Below are 19,205 nucleotides of genomic sequence, written 5' to 3'. Positions count from 1 at the left end.
TCGTACATTTAATGATTAACTGTTAAAAATAAGTGTATGGGAATCTTGAAAAAAGTACTGTTATTTGTTGTTGCAATCATTGCGATTTTGCTCATCGTAGGGCTGTTTGCGAAAAAAGACTACGCGATTGAGCGGGAAATTGTCATCAACAAGCCGGAAGCGGAAGTTTTTGAGTATGTGAAAATGGTCAAAAATCAGGACAATTTCAGTGTTTGGAATAAAAAAGATCCGAACTCCAAAAAAGAATACAAAGGGAATGATGGTGAAGTAGGATTCGTTTATGCTTGGGACAGTGATAATAAAGAGGTAGGTAAGGGAGAACAGGAAATCATAAAGATTACGGAAGGGGAACGAATCGATTTGAAATTGCGTTTCAAAGAACCTTTTGAAGCCGAGGATGATGCTTATTTTGTTACTGAAGCCATATCTCCAACCCAAACAAAAGTAAAATGGGGTTTCAGCGGACATATGGATTTTCCGATGAATTTATTCCTGCTGACTGTTGATATGGATAAGGAAATAGGAGGAGCTATGGATACAGGGTTGAAGGATTTGAAAACCATTATGGAAAAATAAAACAAAAGGCAGGCTGTAAAGTTTGCCTTTTTTGTTAAAACTTGTTTTGAAACCTGATTTTAAGGTATTGCTATTGAGAAATATAAATTTTGAAGTATATTTGCGCACCTTTTAAGGGGCTTAAATGAAAACTGCATTGGATACTTCGAGAAAACCGTTAACACTAACCTCATTGCTTACTGATTTTAAAGAAATCACAAAAGCCGGATTGGCTGTCAGTGTGGTTTTTTCATCTATTGTGGGATACCTTCTAGGGGTTTCTGACGATTTTCCGTTTTCCTGGCTGACTTTCATTCTGCTTGGAATTGGAGGTTATTGTATGGTGGGCGCTTCCAATGTGTTCAATCAGATCATCGAAAAAGATCTGGACGCGTTGATGGACAGAACTAAAAACCGACCATTGCCTTCGGGAAGGACTTCCAAACAAAATGCGTTTATACTTGGATCTGTCTTAACGATTGCCGGATTGGCGATTTTGTACAGCATCAACCCGAAAACGGCCATGTTTGGTGCAATCTCGATTTTTCTTTACACCAGTGTTTATACACCTTTAAAAACCATAACGCCACTTTCTGTGTTTGTTGGGGCTTTTCCCGGAGCCATTCCTTTTATGTTGGGCTGGGTTGCGGCAACCAATAATTTCGGAATCGAAGCCGGAACTTTGTTTCTGATTCAGTTTTTCTGGCAGTTTCCTCATTTTTGGGCTATCGGCTGGTTTTTGTACAAGGATTATGAAAAAGCCGGTTTCTTTATGTTGCCTACGGGGAAACAGGATAAGAAGACCGCTTTACAGACCATTCTGTATACCGTCTGGCTGATTATAGCGTCATTGCTTCCGGTGTCCGGTTTTACAGGGGAATTGAAATTGAGTTATATTGCTGCGGGAATAGTATTGCTTCTGGGAGTATGGATGCTCTACTTTGCAGTGAAATTATATAAGGAAATGGATGAGAAAGCCGCCAGAAAGCTTATGTTGGTGAGTGTTTCCTATATTTCTTTGTTACAAGTGGTTTATGTTATAGATAAATTTTTACGATAGTATGGAAATGAAAATGTCGATTCAGGAACACAATGACAGAAAAGCAAAATCGTATAAGATGCTGCTTTGGTTCGCTATGATAAGTATTGTGATGGTTTTTGCCGGATTAACCAGTGCTTATGTAATCAGTAAATCGCGACCGGACTGGTTGAACGATTTTACATTGCCTTCTGCATTCATCGCCAGCACGGTTGTGATGTTGTTAAGCAGTCTTTCTTTTCATCTGGCCAAAAAAGCAATTCAGAAGGACGACAGGAAAGCTACCACAATGTGTCTTTTGGCTACGTTGGTATTGGGACTTGCTTTTGTTTATCTGCAATTTGAAGGTTTCAGTCAGGTTGTGGCTTCGGGCTATTTTTTTACGGGAAGTGAAAGCACAATTACTACTTCGTTTCTTTATGTTGTGGTGATCGTACACTTAGCGCACCTTTTCGGAGGCCTGATGGCGCTTTTGGTTATAATTTATAATCATTTTAAACAAAAATACAATTCTACTCAAACCCTTGGTATTGAGCTAGGTGCGATGTTTTGGCACTTTCTTGATTTCTTGTGGTTGTACTTGTTTTTATTTTTCTATTTCTACAAATAGAAAAAAAATGTAAATTTGGGAACTTTTTAACTAATAACTTTACAATGGGAGCGACAGTTACTACAACAGCTACTAACGGAAAAACTTGGGAAGGCGGAAACGAGCCTATGGGAGCAAGTTATGGCAAAATGATGATGTGGTTTTTTATCGTATCAGATGCTTTAACATTCTCCGGATTCCTTGCTGCTTACGGTTTTTCAAGATTTAAATTTATAGAAACCTGGCCAATTGCCGACGAAGTGTTTACGCACTTTCCGTTCTTACATGGTGTGGAAGCGCCAATGTACTATGTGGCCTTAATGACGTTTATATTAATCTTCTCTTCTGTGACTATGGTATTGGCTGTAGATGCAGGACACAAATTGCAAAAAACAAAAGTTGCGGTTTACATGCTTTTAACCGTGGTTGGAGGTCTTATCTTCTTGGGTTCTCAGGCATGGGAGTGGAAAAACTTCATTCAGGGTTCTCACGGAGCCATCGAAACTAAAGGTGGATCAATTCTTCAGTTTGTAAACAAAAGCGGAGAAAGAGTGGCTTTGGCTGATTTTGCGGCTCATTTGCCAAAAGACAGAGTTCAGAAAGAAGCCAATTTAGGAATCTGGTTCGAAGGTGGAGAGACGCTTCCAACTTATTCTGTTGAAGAAGTGGTGGAAGGTTTCAAAGCTAATCCGGATATATTAATCCGTTCCGAATATTTAACCAAAGACAAAAAGAAAACTGTTTTGTCCAGAGAAGAATCTTTAGAGCGTTTAAAAGAAGCGAAAATGGTTGTGGAAGGGGCAAACCTGAAACATAACGAATACGGACACAAGTTGTTTGCTAACTTCTTTTTCTTCATTACTGGATTCCACGGATTCCACGTATTCTCAGGGGTAGTGATCAATATTTTGATTTTCTTCAATGTGATTCTTGGAACTTACGAGAAGAGAAGAAGCTATGAGATGGTTGAAAAAGTTGGATTGTACTGGCACTTTGTAGATTTAGTTTGGGTGTTTGTATTTACATTCTTCTATTTAGTGTAATTTATATAATTAAGAAAGTATCATGGGACACGCACACGAATCAAATACGAAAAGAATCTGGATGGTTTTCGGACTTCTATCTCTTGTAACAATTGTAGAGGTTTACTTAGGTATTGAAAAACCACATTCCTTATACATGACAAATCTTTTGTCAATGAATTTATTAAACTGGATATTCATCATATTGACAGTTGTTAAAGCTTACTACATCATGTGGGCTTTCATGCACCTTGAAGGTGAAAAAAGTAATTTAAGATGGTCGATAGTTGGGCCATTAGTATTTCTAATTCTCTATTTAGTGTTCATCTTACTAGTAGAAGGTAATTATGTTTTTGATGTGTTTAAAACATCTCATTATAAATGGATTTTTTAAGAACATATTAACTTATAAAAAGGGTACGCAATTGCGTACCTTTTTTTATTTTTGCACCCAAGTAATCAGTATTCTAACATGAAAAAATATATTGTTCTCACGGTTTTGTTCGCTTTGCCCATTTGTGCCTATCTTTTCTTCTCATCCGGCGTGAATAATTTCGCTAAATTACCCACGCTTACTCCTAATGTTCCGGAGTTGTCACAATGGACTTCTTTAGACGGCAAACCGGTACAGCTCAAGGATCAAATCACTATTCTTGGTTTTCCCGGTTCGGAAATTCTGAAAGAGAAGGGGAATGCCTTCAATCTGGATCAGAAGATTTACAATAAAAACAGAGAGTTTAAAGATTTTCAGGTGGTAATGGTGGCTCCGGACGGTAATCAGAATCAGGCAAAAGAAATGATGGCTGAATTGGGTAGAATCTCCGATTTGTCCAACTGGCATTTTGTTTTTGCTAAACCTGAAGAAATAAAAGCATATTATGCCAAACTGAAACTGGTAGGACAGTTGAATGAAAACCTGGCTACTCCCAATGTTTATATTGTCGACAAAGATTTAAACCTTCGCGGAAGAAAAGGTAAAAATAAAAAAGGGGAACACGAATATAAAGAAGGCTATAATACAATTTCTGCGGCCGATCTACACAATGAAATGGCCGATGACGTAAAGATTATTTTAGCCGAATACCGCTTGGCACTTAAAAGAAATAACAAAAGAAAAATATAGTAAGAAATGAAAAACAAATCATACATAGGTATTTCATTCATCGTTTTGCTGTTCGGGATTTGGGCAGTGCCTAAAATTGTGGCCAAATTTCAGAAATCAGATTTGCATACCATCGGACCGGTTCCGGCTTTTGAATTAATGGATCAGAACAATAAAAAGATTTCCGATAAAGATTATTTGGGAAAAGTGTATGTGGTGGAATTTTTCTTTTCGACCTGCCCAACCATCTGCCCGAAAATGAATCAGAACATGCTGCAATTGCAAAAGGAGTTCTACGGTAAACCCGATTTCGGAATTGCTTCCATAACCATCGATCCCGCCACAGATACCCCGGAACACTTAAAAAAGCATGCTGCGGACTTGGGTGTAAAGCATTACAACTGGCATTTTCTGACCGGACAAAAGGAGTATATTCATAAGTTGGCACAAACCGGTTTTAACCTGTATGCGGCCGAAAATAAAAACGTAAACGGTGGTTTCGAGCATTCGGGAATGTTTGCATTGATAGATAAAAAAGGAAATATACGTTGTCGAAGAGACGAGTTCGATAATCCGATTTTGTATTATGACGGGCTGGAACAACCGGGTATTGATATGTTGAAAGAAGATATTAAAAAATTATTAGAAGAATAATGGAAAATGCAATAGGTAATTCAATTGAAAAGAAATACAACAAATGGATCGTGGTTTTGTCGGTGGCAATCCCTTCGGTAGTGGCATTGTTGTTCGGAGTTAATCTCAGGAAATTAGGTTATGACGTACAACCGTTATCGTTTTTGCCGCCAATTTACGCCACGATTAACGGTATAACAGCTGTATTGTTGGTTGCGGCTGTTTTGGCTATTAAAAACGGCAAGCGCAGCCTTCATGAGTATCTTATTAAAACTGCAATAGCATGTTCGGTTGCTTTTTTGGGAATGTATGTGGCATATCACATGACATCCGACTCCACCAAATTCGGAGGAGAGGGAGTGATTAGATACGTGTACTATTTCATTTTGGTGACGCATATTTTGCTTTCTATAGTGATTATTCCTTTTGTGTTGATTACGTATGTAAGAGCGATATCAAAAAGTTTTGAACGCCATAAAAAGATTGCTAAAATTACATTTCCATTATGGTTGTATGTAGCGGTTACGGGTGTAATTGTTTATCTGATGATTTCTCCGTACTATGTTCAATAAGCAAAGAATAGGAAAAGGAAAAGGAAAAGGAATTGATAGAAGGACCGTATTGTTCTTCTTGTTTCTTGTTTCTTGTTTCTTTTCTCTGGAAACAAATGCGCAATGTGCCATGTGTCGCGCCGCTTTGGAAAGTGAAGAATCCGGTGTGCAGGCAGGTGCGGTTAACGACGGAATAGTTTACTTAATGGCCATTCCGTATATATTGGTTGGCGCTATAGGTTTTGCAATTTACCGTTTAAAATACGGAAAGAAAAAACAGGAAAATAAGTAATAAAAAAAGCAGCTTCATTTGAAGCTGCTTTTTTTATTATGCCTTGTGCACAACTGGTAACTGGCCACTGCTGTTCGTTATCTGATCACTGATTATAGCGACTGAATACGGATCTCTGTTATTCCATCCCGTCAATCTTCACACTCATTTGTCCCGAAGTTTTAATGAAAGCAATAATTGCTTTGTCGGTCAGTTCGACTTTGTCAAATTCAAAATCGTTTAATGTTCCGTTTACGAAAACACCTTTCATAGGTGAATAATTACTCAGGTAAGGTAAAAGGTTTTTCTTTCCTTCGTCTAAATTTCCTTTAATCGAATAACGGCAACTTTCCTGAATTTTGTTCAGAATCATTCCGCTTAAAAGCCAATTCGCCGTTTTGGTCAGTACGCCTTTGGTATTCAAAACATAATCCAGTTGGTCAAAATAAATTTCTTTGGTTACGGCGTTGTAATTCGGGTAGCCCGACAAATAAATGGTTCCGTTTACGCTTCCGGTCATATCCAGGGCAATGATCATTTTCCCGTCTTTGTGCCATAAATCTACTTTCTGTACCGTTATTTTACGGCTTCCGGAAGCGAAGGTTTGCCCCTGGAAGTTTTTCGTTAAAATCCGTGATGCACTTTCGTAAGTGGAAACGGCGGCGACTGTAGCCTCAATTTTGTTCGGCATTTTGCTGACAGGTTTCAAAACGATGGTTTCCTTTTTAAACGTGTTGGCCGGTTGCTGTCCCACGATGGTTTGCATGCTGCATTTCAATCCCATGTCCATGGTGATTTTGCTTTTTGATAAGACGGCATCGGTTACGTACAATTCGGACGGTATCAGTTTAAACCAGGTTTCGTATTGCTCGCTGGTTTGAAACGGAGTGCTCAATTTCTCAAGAACCGATAAAACCATCGGCTTAAAATCCACCGATTTGTTAATGGCGTCGTCGATTTTTCTGGCAATTTTCGATTTAAAAATGCGTAGGGTCGGATTCACAAGATAGGTAATCGGCACATTTCTTCCTGCAACGACTATCGATGGGCTTTCGCTCCATTCAAAATCTTCTATCTCGGAAGAAGTTGTTAGTTTCCAGTTTGAAAGTTTAGCGTCGCTTAAAAGGGTAACCGTTCCGTTCAGGTTGATTTCCCGGGTATCATTCAATCCTAAATAATCCGTTCCGTATTTTACCTTCGCCCAGATTTTCATCGGAATAACTGATTGTATTTTGCCGTTTTTTTCGGTTAGTTTTATCGGGGCCTGTTTCCAGATTTTCATTTCGGTTTTATCGTCGTTTAGGATACTGTCGTTGTAGATTAATCCTGTTAAGGCTTTGTTGAGTTGGATCTCAATTTCCTTAAGCGGGATTTCTACAGGCATATTGATGAAGGAGGTAGTGGTTTTGTAAACAGTCGGCGTGTTGTCGCTCGGCATCGGTTTCATCGCTTCTATTTTTTTTGTGGAAGAACAGCCGATGAAAAGGGCACACAATGCAAAAACAACTAAAAAAGAGAAAAATAGCTTCATGAGAATTTTAATAAATCTCGGTAAAAGTAAAATTTTTATTCATTGCATGCTGTAACTTTTTGTAAAGAAATGCGTCTTATGTTTTCATGAATAAGAGAGTGCTTTCTGATAAAGTTTTATGCTCTCTTTTCAAAATAAGTATATGAAAAGAACAAGTACAGTTAAAACATTGTTTTTCGGATTGCTGTTAATTTCCTTTCAGTCCAAAGCCCAATCTAAAAAATGGACGTTGGAAGAATGTGTAAATTATGCAATGGAAAAAAACATATCCATCAGGAATACCACCTTGGATAAGGAGCTTTCGGATATTTCCAAAAAAGATGCTTACGGTAATTTCCTGCCCTCGATGATTGGTCAGGCCTCCCATTCCTGGAATGTTGGTTTAAATCAGGATATCACCACGGGTTTGTTGCGAAACCAAACCACGCAGTACACCAATGTCGGGGTTGATGTAGGAATTGATATTTATAAAGGGCTGCAGAATCAAAATCAGTTGCGAAAAGCCAATCTTTCCATTATTGCGACACAGTACCAGCTTACCAAAATGCAAGAAGATGTTTCACTGAATGTCGTCAATGCCTATCTGCAGATTATTTTTAACAAGGAAAATTTAAAAGTACAGCAGGAGCAGTTGAAATATGAGAACAAGCAAATGGAACGCACACAGGATCTTGTGGATGCCGGTGTAGTGCCGAAAGGCGATCTGATGGATGTGAAAGCAACAGTAGCCACGACAACCCAAAGAATGATTGCTGCCGAAAATGCTTTACTGATTTCAAAACTGAGTCTGGCACAATTGCTTCAGTTGGATAATTTTCAGGAATTTGACATTGCAGACACATCAATACCGGTTCAGGAAAGCAGTATATTATTGCAGGAACCCAAAACGATTTTTGATAAAGCGAAGGAAATAAGAACCGACATCAAGTTGGCTGAAACAAACGTTGATATTGCCGAAAAAGATCTGAAAATTGCACGTGGAGGCTATCAACCTACATTAAGAGGATTTTACAGTTTCGCAACCCGTGCTTCGTATTCTGACAGGTTAGTGGGGGTAGAAGAGGATAACACGCCTATAATAGCAGGTCCGAAACCGGTTTTAGATCAGTTCGATGAAAATAAAGGGCAAAATATTGGCTTGTCGCTTAATATCCCAATTTTAAACGGATTGTCTGCCAGAAATAACGTGGCTCGCTCAAAAGTAGCTTTGGAGCGTTCCAAAATTAATCTGGAACAAAACGGCTTGGATTTAGAACGAACGGTTTATACGGCCTATACCGATACAAAAGGGGCTTTGAAATCGTATGAAGCGGCTGCTTCCACTTTAGAGGCGAGAGAGCAGGCGTTTAATTATGCCAAAGAACGCTATGAAGTAGGGCTGATGAATGTTTTTGATTTTAATCAGGCACAAACCTTATACGTGAACGCGCAATCAGAAGTGTTACGAACCAAATACGATTATATTTTCAGAACCAAAATATTAGAATTTTACTTCGGAATCCCGATTGTACAAACAAAATAGATCATGACAAAAAGAACGAAATTTTTATTATTAGGAGGTGTTGTTGCTTTAGTGGCGATATTAGTTGTACTAAAACAAAAAGGCGTTATCGGAAGTAAAGACGAAGGAAAAGAAGTCGAAATCGCCAAAACAGATGCAATCACAATTGTGGAAACGGTTTCGGCTACCGGAAAAATACAACCCGAAGTGGAAGTTAAGATCTCTTCGGAAGTATCCGGCGAGATTATTTCCTTACCGGTTAAGGAAGGTCAAACCGTTAAAAAAGGCGATTTGCTGGTGAAAATCAATCCGGATATTTATGAGTCGGGTGTGAACCGTACCGTAGCATCGTTGTCTACAACAAAAGCAGGTTTAAATCAGGCCGATGCGCAGTTGAAGGAAGCAAAATCAAATTACGACAGAAACAAGCGATTGTTCGAAAAAGGCGTGATTTCAAAATCGGAATGGGACAAAGTGGTTTCGGCGTATGAAGTGGCTCAGGCTAACAAACAATCGGCGTATTATAATGTGAAAAGTGCCTCGGCTACCGTAACCGAAGCGCAGGATAACTTGGGAAGAACTACCATTTACGCTCCGGCAGACGGAACCATTTCAAAACTGGATGTGGAATTAGGCGAACGTGTTTTAGGTACCCAACAAATGGCCGGAACCGAATTGCTTCGCGTAGCCAACCTGAACAATATGGAAGTGGAAGTCGATGTGAACGAAAACGACATCGTGAAAATCAGCATTGGTGATGAGGCTAAAATTGAAGTGGATGCCTATCTGAAAAAAGAATTCAAAGGAATTGTGACCAGTATTTCCAACTCATCCGTGGCAACCACCTCGGCGGATCAGGTGACCAATTTTAAAGTGAAAGTGCGTATTTTAAAAGAATCGTATGCAGATTTAACCGAAGGGAAACCGGCTAATTTTTCGCCTTTCCGTCCGGGCATGACCGCTACGGTTGATATCATTACCACCCGAAAAGAAAATATCCTAGCAGTGCCGATCAGTGCGGTTGTGATGAAAACCGATACAACAGCTGTCAAAAAAGACATTGTGGAAGAACTGGAAAAAGAGCAGGAAGAGAAAATTAAAGGTTCTACCGATAAAAAATACGAATGCGTATTTGTGAAAGAAGGGGATAAGGCAAAATTACGAGTTATAAAAACCGGAATCCAGGACGATACCAATATCGAAGTGATCAGCGGACTGAAAAAGGGAGACGTGATCATCGTCGGACCTTATACTACCGTGACCAAAGAATTGAACCCGGGCGATAAAGTCACCATTAAGAAAAAAGAGGCTGAAGAGGAAAAGGATAAGGATAAGGATAAAAAAGCATAAAGAGATGGCTTTCGGTTTAACTGAAAGCCTTTTTTAATTCTAATATGTATCTTTGCCAATAATTTCAAATTCATGGCTTACATTTTAAATATTGAAACGGCAACAAAAAACTGTTCGGTAACCATTGCCAGCGAAGGGAAGACTGTCGTTTGTCTGGAAGTAGCGGATGAAGGGTATTCCCACGCGGAAAAACTGCATCTTTTTTTCGAAGAAGCTTTGCGTCAGGCCGGAATAACGTTTCAGGATTTAAAAGCGATTGCCGTGAGTCAGGGCCCCGGTTCCTATACCGGATTGCGTATCGGAGTTTCCGCAGCGAAGGGATTGTGTTATTCTCTGAATATTCCGTTGATTGCCACTGACACCTTAGAAGCTTTAGCTCGTAAAATCACCATCGAAAGCGGAAGGATTGTTCCGATGATTGATGCGCGTCGCATGGAGGTTTTTGCCGCTTTTTTTGATAACGACTACACGAAAGTACGTGAAACCAAGGCGGAGATTATCGATGAAAACAGCTATTCCGAAAGTTTGGGGACAATTCATCTGGTTGGTGACGGAGCGTCAAAATGCAAAGAAGTGCTGAGTTCTGAACGTTTTATTTATCACGACGAAATCATTTATCCGTCCTCAAACGAAATGAGCGCGATGTCTTTTGAAAAGTACAAAAAAAGCGACTTTGTGGATGTCGCTTATTTCGAACCTTTTTATCTGAAAGACTTTGTGATGACTACCAAAGCTAAATCCTAACTACGGTTTTACTCAGTTGTAAAATGTCTGAATTTACCATTTGTAAATCGGCATTTTTTACCCATATACGAACAGCGAAATTCACGGTAGCATCGGTCAATTCGTTTACGGTAACTTCCGGAGCGGGCGATTTTAATACTTTCGGATGATTTTTCACGATGGATTCCAGTTCACTTTTCACAGTTTTAATATCCGAATCATAACTTGTACGAACGATCAGGTCACTGCGGCGTGTGCTTTTTTGTGAAAGGTTTTTGATTTTTCCATTGGATAAAACACCGTTCGGAATATAAATTATGTGGTTTTGTGCGGTCAGGACTTTCGTGGTGAAAATCTGAATTTCCATTACTTTTCCGGTTTCTCCCTGCGCTTCGATAGTGTCGCCCACTTTAAAGGGTTTGAACATGATAATCAGCATTCCGCCTGCAAAATTGGACAAAGATCCTTGTAGCGACATCCCCACTGCCAAACCAATGGCTCCAAAGATGGCTACGAACGACGTGGTTTCGATTCCGAGGCGTGAAATAACCGTTACGAAAAGCAATATTCGGCCACCCCATATTAAAATGTCGGAGATGAATTGGATTACTGTAGGCTCCAATTCACGTTTGATCATGATTCGTTCCGCCACTTTTCGGAAAATCTTAATTCCCCAGATACCAGCAAGCAACACCAGTACCGCTGAAATTACTCTTGGTGAAAAATCGATTAATACATTAAAATAATGCACGAAAAAGTTGTTCATTTGTTCTACTCTCATGGCTTTTAGCTGATTTTTAATCCGGATACCGTTGCCTCTAAAGAAGTGTTGGGTAACAGGCAGTTTTTATTTTGGCAAATATAGAACAGAAGATTTTCTTCGTCAAACCGGTTGGCTAAAAAAGGCAAGTCGGATGGCTTTGTGGTTCCGGCGATTATTACGTTTGGCAAATATTCAAAATTGATTTTTTTCAGGCTTTCCAATGCCGCTTTACCGCAAATGGCCAGTTCCTTATTGTCTTCAGACTGATTCAGCCACAGGTTCATCCAATTCGAATAGGCAGAAGCATAATCCATGTGTGGAATCATATGGTGCAACATCTGTAACGCAATTTTTTCATAAAACGGATTGTGATACAACAGCGATAAAGTATATAAATTGTTTGCCATTACCGAATTGGAGGCCGGAATAACATTGTCTTCGGTTTCAAAATGAGACGCAATCAGTTGTTTTTCGGTGCGGGCGGTAAAAGCGAAAAACTGTTGGGTTTCGTCGTAGAAATGTTCCAGACAATAATCCGTCAGTTGTTTTGCCTGCATCAGGTATTTTTCTTCGAAAGTGACCTGGTACAATCCGATAAAAGCATCAATTACGAAAGCGTAATCTTCTAGAAAACCAGGGATGGTGCTTTTTCCGTTTTTATAGGAATGCCAAAGAAATCCATCGGCAGTCCACTGTTTCTGAATAATAAACGCTGCATTTTTCTCGGCTACAGCCAAATAATGTTCGTTACCCAATGCTTTATAAGCATCGGTGTAGCCTTTCAGCATAATGGTGTTCCAGGAAGTCAGTGATTTGTCATCCAACCGCGGTTTCGGACGTTTTTTCCTTTCGGTGAAAAGCAGTCGCTCCCAGTTTTTCTTTTTTTTAAGCAAATCGTTTTCGGTCAGGCCGAATTGTGATGCGATATTTTCAACTGTCTGGCTTTGAATTAAAACATAATTGTCGTGTTCCCAAAAACCGAAATCAGTGACATTGAAAAGCTCGGAAAAAATCTCGAAATCGTCTTTCAGGAGTTTTTGTAGTTCCTCTTTTTTCCATACATAAAAAGCGCCTTCTTCCAATTCGCCGATTTCGTTGATGCTGTCCGCGTCCAGTGCCGAATAAAAAGCGTTGTCGGAATTCAGCAGTTCGCGTTCAATGAATGTGAGTGTTTTTTCAATCACTTCTTTGTACAGGGGATTTTGTGTTCTTTTATAAGCTTCGGAATATAGTGAAATCAATTGCCCGTTATCGTACAACATCTTCTCGAAATGCGGCACGTGCCAGCGCATGTCTACCGAATATCTTGAAAAACCTCCGTCAACGGTGTCGAACAAACCGCCGTAAGCCATCCGCGTAAGCGTTAAATCCACAAAATCCAATAGGTCTTTTGATTTGCTCTGATAGCCGTATCGTTGTAAAAATAAATAGTTGTTGGGCATCATGAATTTAGGCGCTCTGGCATAACCGCCAAATTCCCAATCGAAACTTTTGGACCATTTTTCAACCAGCGCCTTTATATTGTTTGGATCGATTTTTTCTTCTGTCGGATTTTTTTCCACGAGTCCCAATAGTTGAATACCCTGATGTAATTTTTCGGCATAGTCGACCATCTTTTCCGGATTTTCGGAATACAGTGTTTGAAGTTGTTGCAGTGTATCCATCCAATTGTCTTTTTTGAAATAAGTTCCACCCCATACTGGACGCCCGTCGGGAAGACAAACCACATTTAAGGGCCAGCCGCCTTGTTTTGTCATCAGCTGAACGGCTTTCATGTATACGGCATCAACATCGGGACGTTCTTCTCGGTCAACTTTTATGGAGATGAAATCGGAATTCATGACTTGTGCAACCGTCTCGTCTTCGAAACTTTCGTGTTCCATAACGTGGCACCAGTGGCAGGCGGAATATCCGATACTTACAATAATGAGTTTGTTTTCGTTTTTGGCCGTAGCTAAGGAATGGTCACTCCACGCTTTCCAGTGGATGGGATTGTTGGCGTGTTGTAATAAATACGGACTGGTTTCGTGCTGTAATTCGTTCATGATACTAGATAAAAAAAGCGTCCAAAATTGAACGCTTAAAGATACGGTGATTTCTTAAAATTATTTGATTTCAAAAGACAGTTTCAGATTGACTCTGTAGAGGGTGACCTTGCCTTCGTCATTTACCACAGCGCTTTGCTCCTGAACGTAAGCCGAACGAATGTGTTTTAGTGTTTTTGCTGCCTCGGCCACTCCTTTTCGGGTTGCTTCTTCCCAGCTCACATCCGAACTGGATAAAATCTCGATTACTTTCAGTACTCCCATAATGTGTTGTTTTTAAGTGTTTTACCTATTAAAATTAGAAGGTATTTTTTTTAAAAACAATTTAGATGCGAAGTTTTAGAGCAAAAGGCAGAATTATCCGTTAACGGCTTCTACTTTGATTTCCTGATCGTGTAACATCTCTTTCAGCATGTTTTCGATTCCGCTTTTCAAGGTGAAAGTGGAAGACGGACAACCGCTGCAGGCTCCCTGAAGAATTACTTTTACGCGTTTTTCTTTTTCGTCATACGACTGGAAAGCGATGTTTCCGCCGTCTGACTGTACCGCCGGTTTTACATATTCTTCCAATATATTAATGATTTGCTGTGAAGTAGCGTCCAGTTTGTCGAAATAGGCTTCCTGTTGTTTTTCGTGGTTGGCCGTTTTTACGATTTGTGTTTCGTCGATAACCGTTTTTCCTTCTTCGATATAGATTTTGATGAAGGAGCGGATTTCCTGTGTGATTTCCATCCAATCTGCAATTTCGTATTTAGAAATGGAAACGTAATTTTCGTCGATAAACACTTCTTTAACGAATGGGAATTTGAACAATTCCTTGGCTAAAGGCGATGCTGCTGTTTCATCAATATTTTTGCACTCCACCGCTGTCTTGGTTAACATTTTGCTGGCCACAAATTTCATAACCGACGGGTTCGGGGTGGTTTCGCTGTAAACGGTTACCGGAACTTTTTTGTTTTCCGATTCTTCTATGTTCAGGATTTTACCGCCTTTATCCACGAAAGTCTCTATCTGTTCGGCTACCAGTTCTTTTACTTCGGACCATTCCACAATGGAAAATTTCTCGATGGCGATAAAATTTCCGGAAATGTAGACAGTTTTAACGAAAGGAAGGAAGAACAATTGTTTTGCCAGTGGAGATGCGGCAGTTTCATCTATGTTTTTAAACTCAAAATTCTGATTTTTGGTGATGAAATCCTGGAATTCAAACTTTAATATGCTCGGATTCTGAGTTTCTCTTATGGTTACTTTTTGCATGCGATTTGTGATTTTCTGCAAATTTAACGAAGTTATATGCTACGAATAAGTATATTTGGCTTTTTAATGAAAAAATTAACACATCGGTGCTTATTTTTTTACATTAAAATTGTGTAAATTAAAATTTTGGTTGTTTTTCTTATCTAAAAATTTATATATTTGGAGGCTTTGAAAAATACCGCTATTTTTTAATAAAAACGACCCTTATTTTCAATAATAAAGAAATATGAACATACTGAAAAAGCGACTTTTAATTCTAGCTTTCTTTTTGACCCAACTATCATTCTCACAAGAAGGTATTGCCGTTTATTCTGATTATTTATCGGATAACTACTATTTAATTCACCCGTCTATGGCCGGAGCAGCAAACTGTGCAAAAGTCAGATTGACTGCGCGTCAGCAATGGTTTGGTGAGACGGATGCTCCGGCACTGCAAACCCTTAGTTTTAATACGTCTTTAGGTGATGAGGGGACTTCTGCAGTTGGAGCCATTGCATTCAATGACCGCAATGGATACCATTCACAAAAAGGAATTAAAGTGACTTACGCGCACCATATCCGTTTTTCACAAGGTAATGATGATTTGAACATGTTGTCTTTCGGAGCAAACATAGGGCTTATTCAAAGTGTATTGGATCAAACAGAATTCGAAGGTTTTGACCCTGCTGTTGGAGACGGGAAGCCACAATACGGTTATTTCAATGTTGATTTGGGGATGTCATATCATTTTGTTGATTTTTACACCCATTTCACGGTGAAAAACGCAATTGAAACGAAACGTGAAATCTATACTGATATTGAGATAGACAATTTGAGAAAATACATTTTTTCTGCCGGATATACATTTGGTAATGATGAAGGGATTTTATGGGAACCTTCTGTGATGTTCCAATCGGTTGAACAAACCAAAGAGAAAACGATTGATATCAACCTGAAACTTTACAAGAACATGGAAGATTTCGGTAAAATTTGGGGTGGACTGTCTTACAGAAGAAGTTTTGATGCAACCCAGTATTATAGTGGTGGTACTGTTGACGAGCAAAGTTTGCAATATTGGACACCTATTGTAGGTCTTAACTATAAGAACTTTATGTTTGCTTATACTTATACTTATTTGTCACAGGCTGTTAAATTCGATAATAGTGGTTTTCATCAAATTACATTAGGTATCAACTTCAACTGTAAACGTGAGCCTTACCACTGTAACTGTCCTGCAGTTAACTAATTAAGATTTAATATGTCCCGATTTATCGGGACTTTTTTTTGATATTTATGGCGCTAATTAAAGAAGTAAAAGGGAAATATCCTCAGATTCCGGAGGATTGTTATGTAGCTGAAAATGCTACTATTGTGGGGGATGTTACTTTCGGAACATCCTGTAGTGTTTGGTTTAACGCCGTGGTTCGTGGCGATGTACATTCCATTACTATCGGAAACAAAGTAAATATTCAGGATGGTGCGGTAATCCACTGTACCTATCAAAAACATCCGACGGTTATCGGAAATAACGTTTCCATAGGTCACAATGCCATTGTTCACGGTTGTACTGTACACGACAATGTTTTAATCGGGATGGGGGCTATTGTGATGGATAATTGTATTATTAACAGTAATTCCATCATTGGAGCCGGTTCGGTGGTTACGCAAAATACCGTGGTTGAATCCGGGGCTATTTATGCGGGGATTCCTGCTAAGAAGGTTAAAGATATCAATGCTTCGGATTTTGCCGGCGAAATCGAGCGTATATCGAATAATTACGTTATGTATTCGAGTTGGTTTAAAGAGGATTAGAATTCCTTTTCATAAACGTTTTCAGTGAATCCTAGAATATCTTTCAGGACTTTGGAATCGCTGTTTGTATAGAAAATCTGCTTTTTAGTTTCATCGGAACTATTGAGCAGATTATTTTTTTTAAGGACGTTTTGGGTTTGTTTGGCTACTGCTTGCCCAGAATCGATGATTTGTATGTGATCCGGAATAATTTTTTTGATTTGTGGGATTAGATAAGGGTAATGAGTACAGCCCAAAACAAGGTAATCGATATTCGCATCTACCATAGGCTTGAGATATTCTTCTAATAGTGCTGTCATCTCAGCAGATACTATTTTGCCTTCTTCGATTAGTGGCACAAGTCCGTGGCCGATCTGTTCAATTATTTTGACATAGTGATGTGTTTGCACGGCGCGGCTGAAGAGTTCGCTGTTGAGAGTCCCTTTTGTGGCTAATATGCCAATGGTTGCGGTTTTGGATTGGTTTGCAGCCGGTTTGATGGCCGGTTCAATTCCGATGAAGGGCACGTCGTATTTGGCACGCAGTTCTTTTATGGCATTTGTTGTGGCAGTATTGCAGGCCACCACAATCAGCTTGCAGTTTTGAGCTAATAGTAGCTCCGTGTTTTTACAACTTAAGGCAATTATTTCCTCCTTAGATTTTTGTCCGTAAGGAGCATTTTTACTGTCAGCGAGGTAAATGGTGTTTTCACCCGGTAAAAGTTGATGAATTTCTTTCCAAATCGAAGTTCCGCCTATGCCTGAGTCGAAGATGCCTATGGGGTTGTTGCTGCTCATAAAAACAAATTTAAAAAAAAACTGTCTCGTTTTTCAGAACGAGACAGTTTTTTGTATTTAGAGGGAATTTATTAGAAACCCAATTCTTTCTTAACATCTGCTAATAAGTTCGGACCGTCTGCAACGATAACTCCGCTTCCGCTGGTAGCGTCAAGTACGTATTGGTATCCTTTTGCTTTCGCTACTTTTTGAATCGCAGTTTTTGCTTTATCCATGATTGGTTTTACAAGATCCATTTCTTTTTGCTGCAATTCTTTTTGCGCCGTGTCTCTGTACTGTTGGATACGCTGTCCCATGTCCTGCATTTCTTTAGCACGGGTTTCGTTAACTACCTCAGTCACAGTTGTAGCCTCGGATTCGTACTTTTTCATTTTGTTTTGGTACTCAGTTACCATGGTTTTGTATTCGTTGTCATAAGTCTCACTTATTTTTTTAACCTGAGCCTGAGCTGTTTTCATTTCCGGCATGGTAGTCATTAGTTCTTGAACATCAATGTGGGCTACTTTTGCCTGAGCGGAAATGGTTTGGTTAGCACCGATGAAAAGTGCAGCAGCGATAAGTAAAGTTTTTAATTGTTTCATGGTTGAAATAGTTGTTAATGATTTTAATTTTTGTTTTCTCCGGTTTTATTTTCCTCTGTTTTCTTTTTCAGAGCCTCTTCTTTTTCTTTTTTGGCTTTTTCCCTGTCTTCGATAATTTTTTTACGCTTTTCCTCCAGGATTTTTTTTCTTTCTTCCAATAGTTTCTGACGTTCTTCGGCAGCTGTTTTTTTCTTTGCTTCGGCTTCCGCTTTTTTATCGGCGTTTATTTCGGCGGCTGTTTTTTCTGTAGGTTTGTCTTCTGCTGTTTTACCATCTGTCGCTTTGCCGTCTTCGGTTTTGCCGTCAGTATTTTTTTCGGGAAACAAATCGGAAGTTTTTTCCGTTTTACTTTCTTCAGTTGTTTTTCCCTGTTTCTTTTTTCGTTCTTCTAAGAGTTGCTTTCTTCGCTCTTCTGCCGCTTTTTTCTTTTCTTCAATGGCCTGTTTTCTCTCTTCAATAAGCTTTTCTCTTTCGGCTTTTTTCGCGTCTATTTTTTTCTGTCTTTCTATCTGATCCGGATTCTCAGCAGCCATAGCGTCTAAAGCGTCCTGTTTTTCCTGCTCTTTAATTTGTTTCTTTGTCATCTGCTCTTTCTTTTGAGCGCGCATTAAAACCCGCAACACCCTGTCGCTCAAATCGAAACGCTGAGCTGCAAAAAGCATGGTTAAGTCGGATGACTTGTCGAAAATGAAATCATATTTCTGTGCCGCGGCAATATCCTGAACCGCTGTGAACACCTGGTCCTGTATCGGCTTTATTAGTGTGGCTTTCTGAATCATTAAGTCACCGTTAGGGCCGAATCTTTTTTGTTGGTATTCCAATAGTTCTTTTTCAAGGAACGCTATTGCATCTTCTCTTTCTGCAATAAGCTCTTTGGTTAAAAGTACTTTTTCGGTTTTTAAACTTTCTTTTAGTTTGTTAATTTCGTTCTTCTTAACCTCAATCTCCTGTTTCCAGAGTTGTGCTTTTTGTTCCAGTTGGTTTTTTGCTTCGGCATAGTCTGGGGCTTTCTCCAGAATATAATCCATATCAATATACCCTACCTTAACACCTTTTCCCTGGGCGTTTGCAGTTAAAAAAGCCAAGCTTACAAGTACAATTAAAAAATGTTTTCTCATAATGTTG

The 19,205-nt window shown here is 39.3% G+C and carries 22 protein-coding genes; 14 read left to right on the top strand and 8 right to left on the bottom strand.

The annotated features are described in order from the left end of the window. Window positions 1-36 precede the first annotated feature (36 nt). From FLJC2902T_RS04505 to FLJC2902T_RS04465, 9 genes are all read left to right on the top strand, one after another. Window positions 37-576, top strand: a complete 540-nt coding sequence (locus FLJC2902T_RS04505; RefSeq protein ID WP_023578587.1) for an SRPBCC family protein — start codon at window positions 37-39, stop codon at window positions 574-576. 124 nt (window positions 577-700) lie between these two features. Continuing rightward, entirely contained in the window at window positions 701-1,615 is a 915-nt protein-coding gene (gene cyoE, locus FLJC2902T_RS04500) for a heme o synthase (protein WP_035677145.1), read from the top strand. A gap of 1 nt (window position 1,616) precedes the next feature. Beyond that, complete coding sequence (locus tag FLJC2902T_RS04495; RefSeq protein ID WP_023578585.1) at window positions 1,617-2,204, top strand: cytochrome c oxidase subunit 3; 588 nt, start codon at window positions 1,617-1,619, stop codon at window positions 2,202-2,204. Window positions 2,205-2,248: 44 nt separating this feature from the next. Continuing rightward, the gene (locus tag FLJC2902T_RS04490) at window positions 2,249-3,226 is read left to right on the top strand and encodes a cytochrome c oxidase subunit 3 (RefSeq protein ID WP_023578584.1); all 978 of its coding nucleotides are present in this window, start codon (window positions 2,249-2,251) and stop codon (window positions 3,224-3,226) included. A 22-nt stretch (window positions 3,227-3,248) separates the two neighbouring features. Continuing rightward, window positions 3,249-3,599 (top strand): cytochrome C oxidase subunit IV family protein, encoded by a 351-nt coding sequence (locus FLJC2902T_RS04485; RefSeq protein ID WP_035677142.1) that lies wholly within the window; start codon window positions 3,249-3,251, stop codon window positions 3,597-3,599. 78 nt (window positions 3,600-3,677) lie between these two features. Further along, window positions 3,678-4,328: a hypothetical protein gene (locus FLJC2902T_RS04480; RefSeq protein ID WP_023578583.1), complete on the top strand. Its 651-nt coding sequence runs from the start codon at window positions 3,678-3,680 to the stop codon at window positions 4,326-4,328. Window positions 4,329-4,334: 6 nt separating this feature from the next. After that, window positions 4,335-4,961 (top strand): SCO family protein, encoded by a 627-nt coding sequence (locus FLJC2902T_RS04475; protein ID WP_023578582.1) that lies wholly within the window; start codon window positions 4,335-4,337, stop codon window positions 4,959-4,961. Next, window positions 4,961-5,512: a DUF420 domain-containing protein gene (locus FLJC2902T_RS04470; protein WP_035677139.1), complete on the top strand. Its 552-nt coding sequence runs from the start codon at window positions 4,961-4,963 to the stop codon at window positions 5,510-5,512. The genes FLJC2902T_RS04475 and FLJC2902T_RS04470 overlap by 1 nt, the downstream gene beginning before the upstream one ends. Further along, a complete protein-coding gene (locus FLJC2902T_RS04465) occupies window positions 5,502-5,783 on the top strand; it encodes a hypothetical protein (protein ID WP_051364235.1) in 282 nt (93 codons plus the stop codon). The genes FLJC2902T_RS04470 and FLJC2902T_RS04465 overlap by 11 nt, the downstream gene beginning before the upstream one ends. A gap of 118 nt (window positions 5,784-5,901) precedes the next feature. Here the strand turns inward: FLJC2902T_RS04465 and FLJC2902T_RS04460 are convergent, their stop codons facing one another. Then, a complete protein-coding gene (locus tag FLJC2902T_RS04460) occupies window positions 5,902-7,293 on the bottom strand; it encodes a DUF4403 family protein (protein WP_023578580.1) in 1,392 nt (463 codons plus the stop codon). A 142-nt stretch (window positions 7,294-7,435) separates the two neighbouring features. Here FLJC2902T_RS04460 and FLJC2902T_RS04455 point away from each other — a divergent pair, with 142 nt between their 5' ends. The 3 genes from FLJC2902T_RS04455 to tsaB all read left to right on the top strand — a co-directional run bounded on the left by FLJC2902T_RS04455 (window position 7,436) and on the right by tsaB (window position 10,888). Beyond that, window positions 7,436-8,815, top strand: coding sequence for a TolC family protein (locus tag FLJC2902T_RS04455; RefSeq protein WP_023578579.1), 1,380 nt, complete (start codon window positions 7,436-7,438; stop codon window positions 8,813-8,815). Between the two features lie 3 nt (window positions 8,816-8,818). Then, window positions 8,819-10,144, top strand: a complete 1,326-nt coding sequence (locus FLJC2902T_RS04450; protein WP_023578578.1) for an efflux RND transporter periplasmic adaptor subunit — start codon at window positions 8,819-8,821, stop codon at window positions 10,142-10,144. A gap of 72 nt (window positions 10,145-10,216) precedes the next feature. Beyond that, complete coding sequence (gene tsaB, locus FLJC2902T_RS04445) at window positions 10,217-10,888, top strand: tRNA (adenosine(37)-N6)-threonylcarbamoyltransferase complex dimerization subunit type 1 TsaB (RefSeq protein WP_023578577.1); 672 nt, start codon at window positions 10,217-10,219, stop codon at window positions 10,886-10,888. On the opposite strand, the gene FLJC2902T_RS04440 is transcribed toward tsaB, so the two are convergent. The 4 genes from FLJC2902T_RS04440 to FLJC2902T_RS04425 form a co-directional block, all read right to left on the bottom strand. Then, window positions 10,878-11,648 carry a mechanosensitive ion channel family protein gene (locus FLJC2902T_RS04440; RefSeq protein WP_035677135.1) on the bottom strand — a complete coding sequence of 257 codons (771 nt, stop codon included), beginning with the start codon at window positions 11,646-11,648 and terminating at the stop codon, window positions 10,878-10,880. The genes tsaB and FLJC2902T_RS04440 overlap by 11 nt on opposite strands. A 5-nt stretch (window positions 11,649-11,653) precedes the next feature. Further along, a complete protein-coding gene (locus FLJC2902T_RS04435) occupies window positions 11,654-13,675 on the bottom strand; it encodes a thioredoxin domain-containing protein (RefSeq protein ID WP_023578575.1) in 2,022 nt (673 codons plus the stop codon). A gap of 60 nt (window positions 13,676-13,735) precedes the next feature. Then, on the bottom strand, window positions 13,736-13,939 hold the full coding sequence (locus FLJC2902T_RS04430) for a dodecin family protein (protein ID WP_023578574.1): 204 nt from the start codon (window positions 13,937-13,939) through the stop codon (window positions 13,736-13,738). Window positions 13,940-14,032: 93 nt separating this feature from the next. After that, the gene (locus tag FLJC2902T_RS04425; RefSeq protein WP_023578573.1) at window positions 14,033-14,932 is read right to left on the bottom strand and encodes a NifU family protein; all 900 of its coding nucleotides are present in this window, start codon (window positions 14,930-14,932) and stop codon (window positions 14,033-14,035) included. Between the two features lie 226 nt (window positions 14,933-15,158). Between FLJC2902T_RS04425 and FLJC2902T_RS04420 the strand changes: the two genes are divergently transcribed. Together FLJC2902T_RS04420 and FLJC2902T_RS04415 are read left to right on the top strand one after the other, a co-directional pair. Then, a complete protein-coding gene (locus FLJC2902T_RS04420; protein WP_023578572.1) occupies window positions 15,159-16,157 on the top strand; it encodes a PorP/SprF family type IX secretion system membrane protein in 999 nt (332 codons plus the stop codon). 47 nt (window positions 16,158-16,204) lie between these two features. Then, a complete protein-coding gene (locus FLJC2902T_RS04415) occupies window positions 16,205-16,723 on the top strand; it encodes a gamma carbonic anhydrase family protein (protein ID WP_023578571.1) in 519 nt (172 codons plus the stop codon). Here the strand turns inward: FLJC2902T_RS04415 and murI are convergent. From murI to FLJC2902T_RS04400, 3 genes are all read right to left on the bottom strand, one after another. After that, the gene (gene murI / locus FLJC2902T_RS04410) at window positions 16,720-17,499 is read right to left on the bottom strand and encodes a glutamate racemase (protein ID WP_023578570.1); all 780 of its coding nucleotides are present in this window, start codon (window positions 17,497-17,499) and stop codon (window positions 16,720-16,722) included. The genes FLJC2902T_RS04415 and murI overlap by 4 nt on opposite strands. Before the next feature lie 71 nt (window positions 17,500-17,570). Then, entirely contained in the window at window positions 17,571-18,080 is a 510-nt protein-coding gene (locus FLJC2902T_RS04405) for an OmpH family outer membrane protein (RefSeq protein ID WP_023578569.1), read from the bottom strand. A 23-nt stretch (window positions 18,081-18,103) separates the two neighbouring features. After that, window positions 18,104-19,198: an OmpH family outer membrane protein gene (locus FLJC2902T_RS04400; protein ID WP_035677131.1), complete on the bottom strand. Its 1,095-nt coding sequence runs from the start codon at window positions 19,196-19,198 to the stop codon at window positions 18,104-18,106. Window positions 19,199-19,205: the final 7 nt, after the last annotated feature.

The sequence above is a fragment of the Flavobacterium limnosediminis JC2902 genome, from assembly GCF_000498535.1.
GTDB classification, from domain to species: domain Bacteria; phylum Bacteroidota; class Bacteroidia; order Flavobacteriales; family Flavobacteriaceae; genus Flavobacterium; species Flavobacterium limnosediminis.
This window is presented reverse-complemented; position numbering and strand designations above follow the sequence as displayed.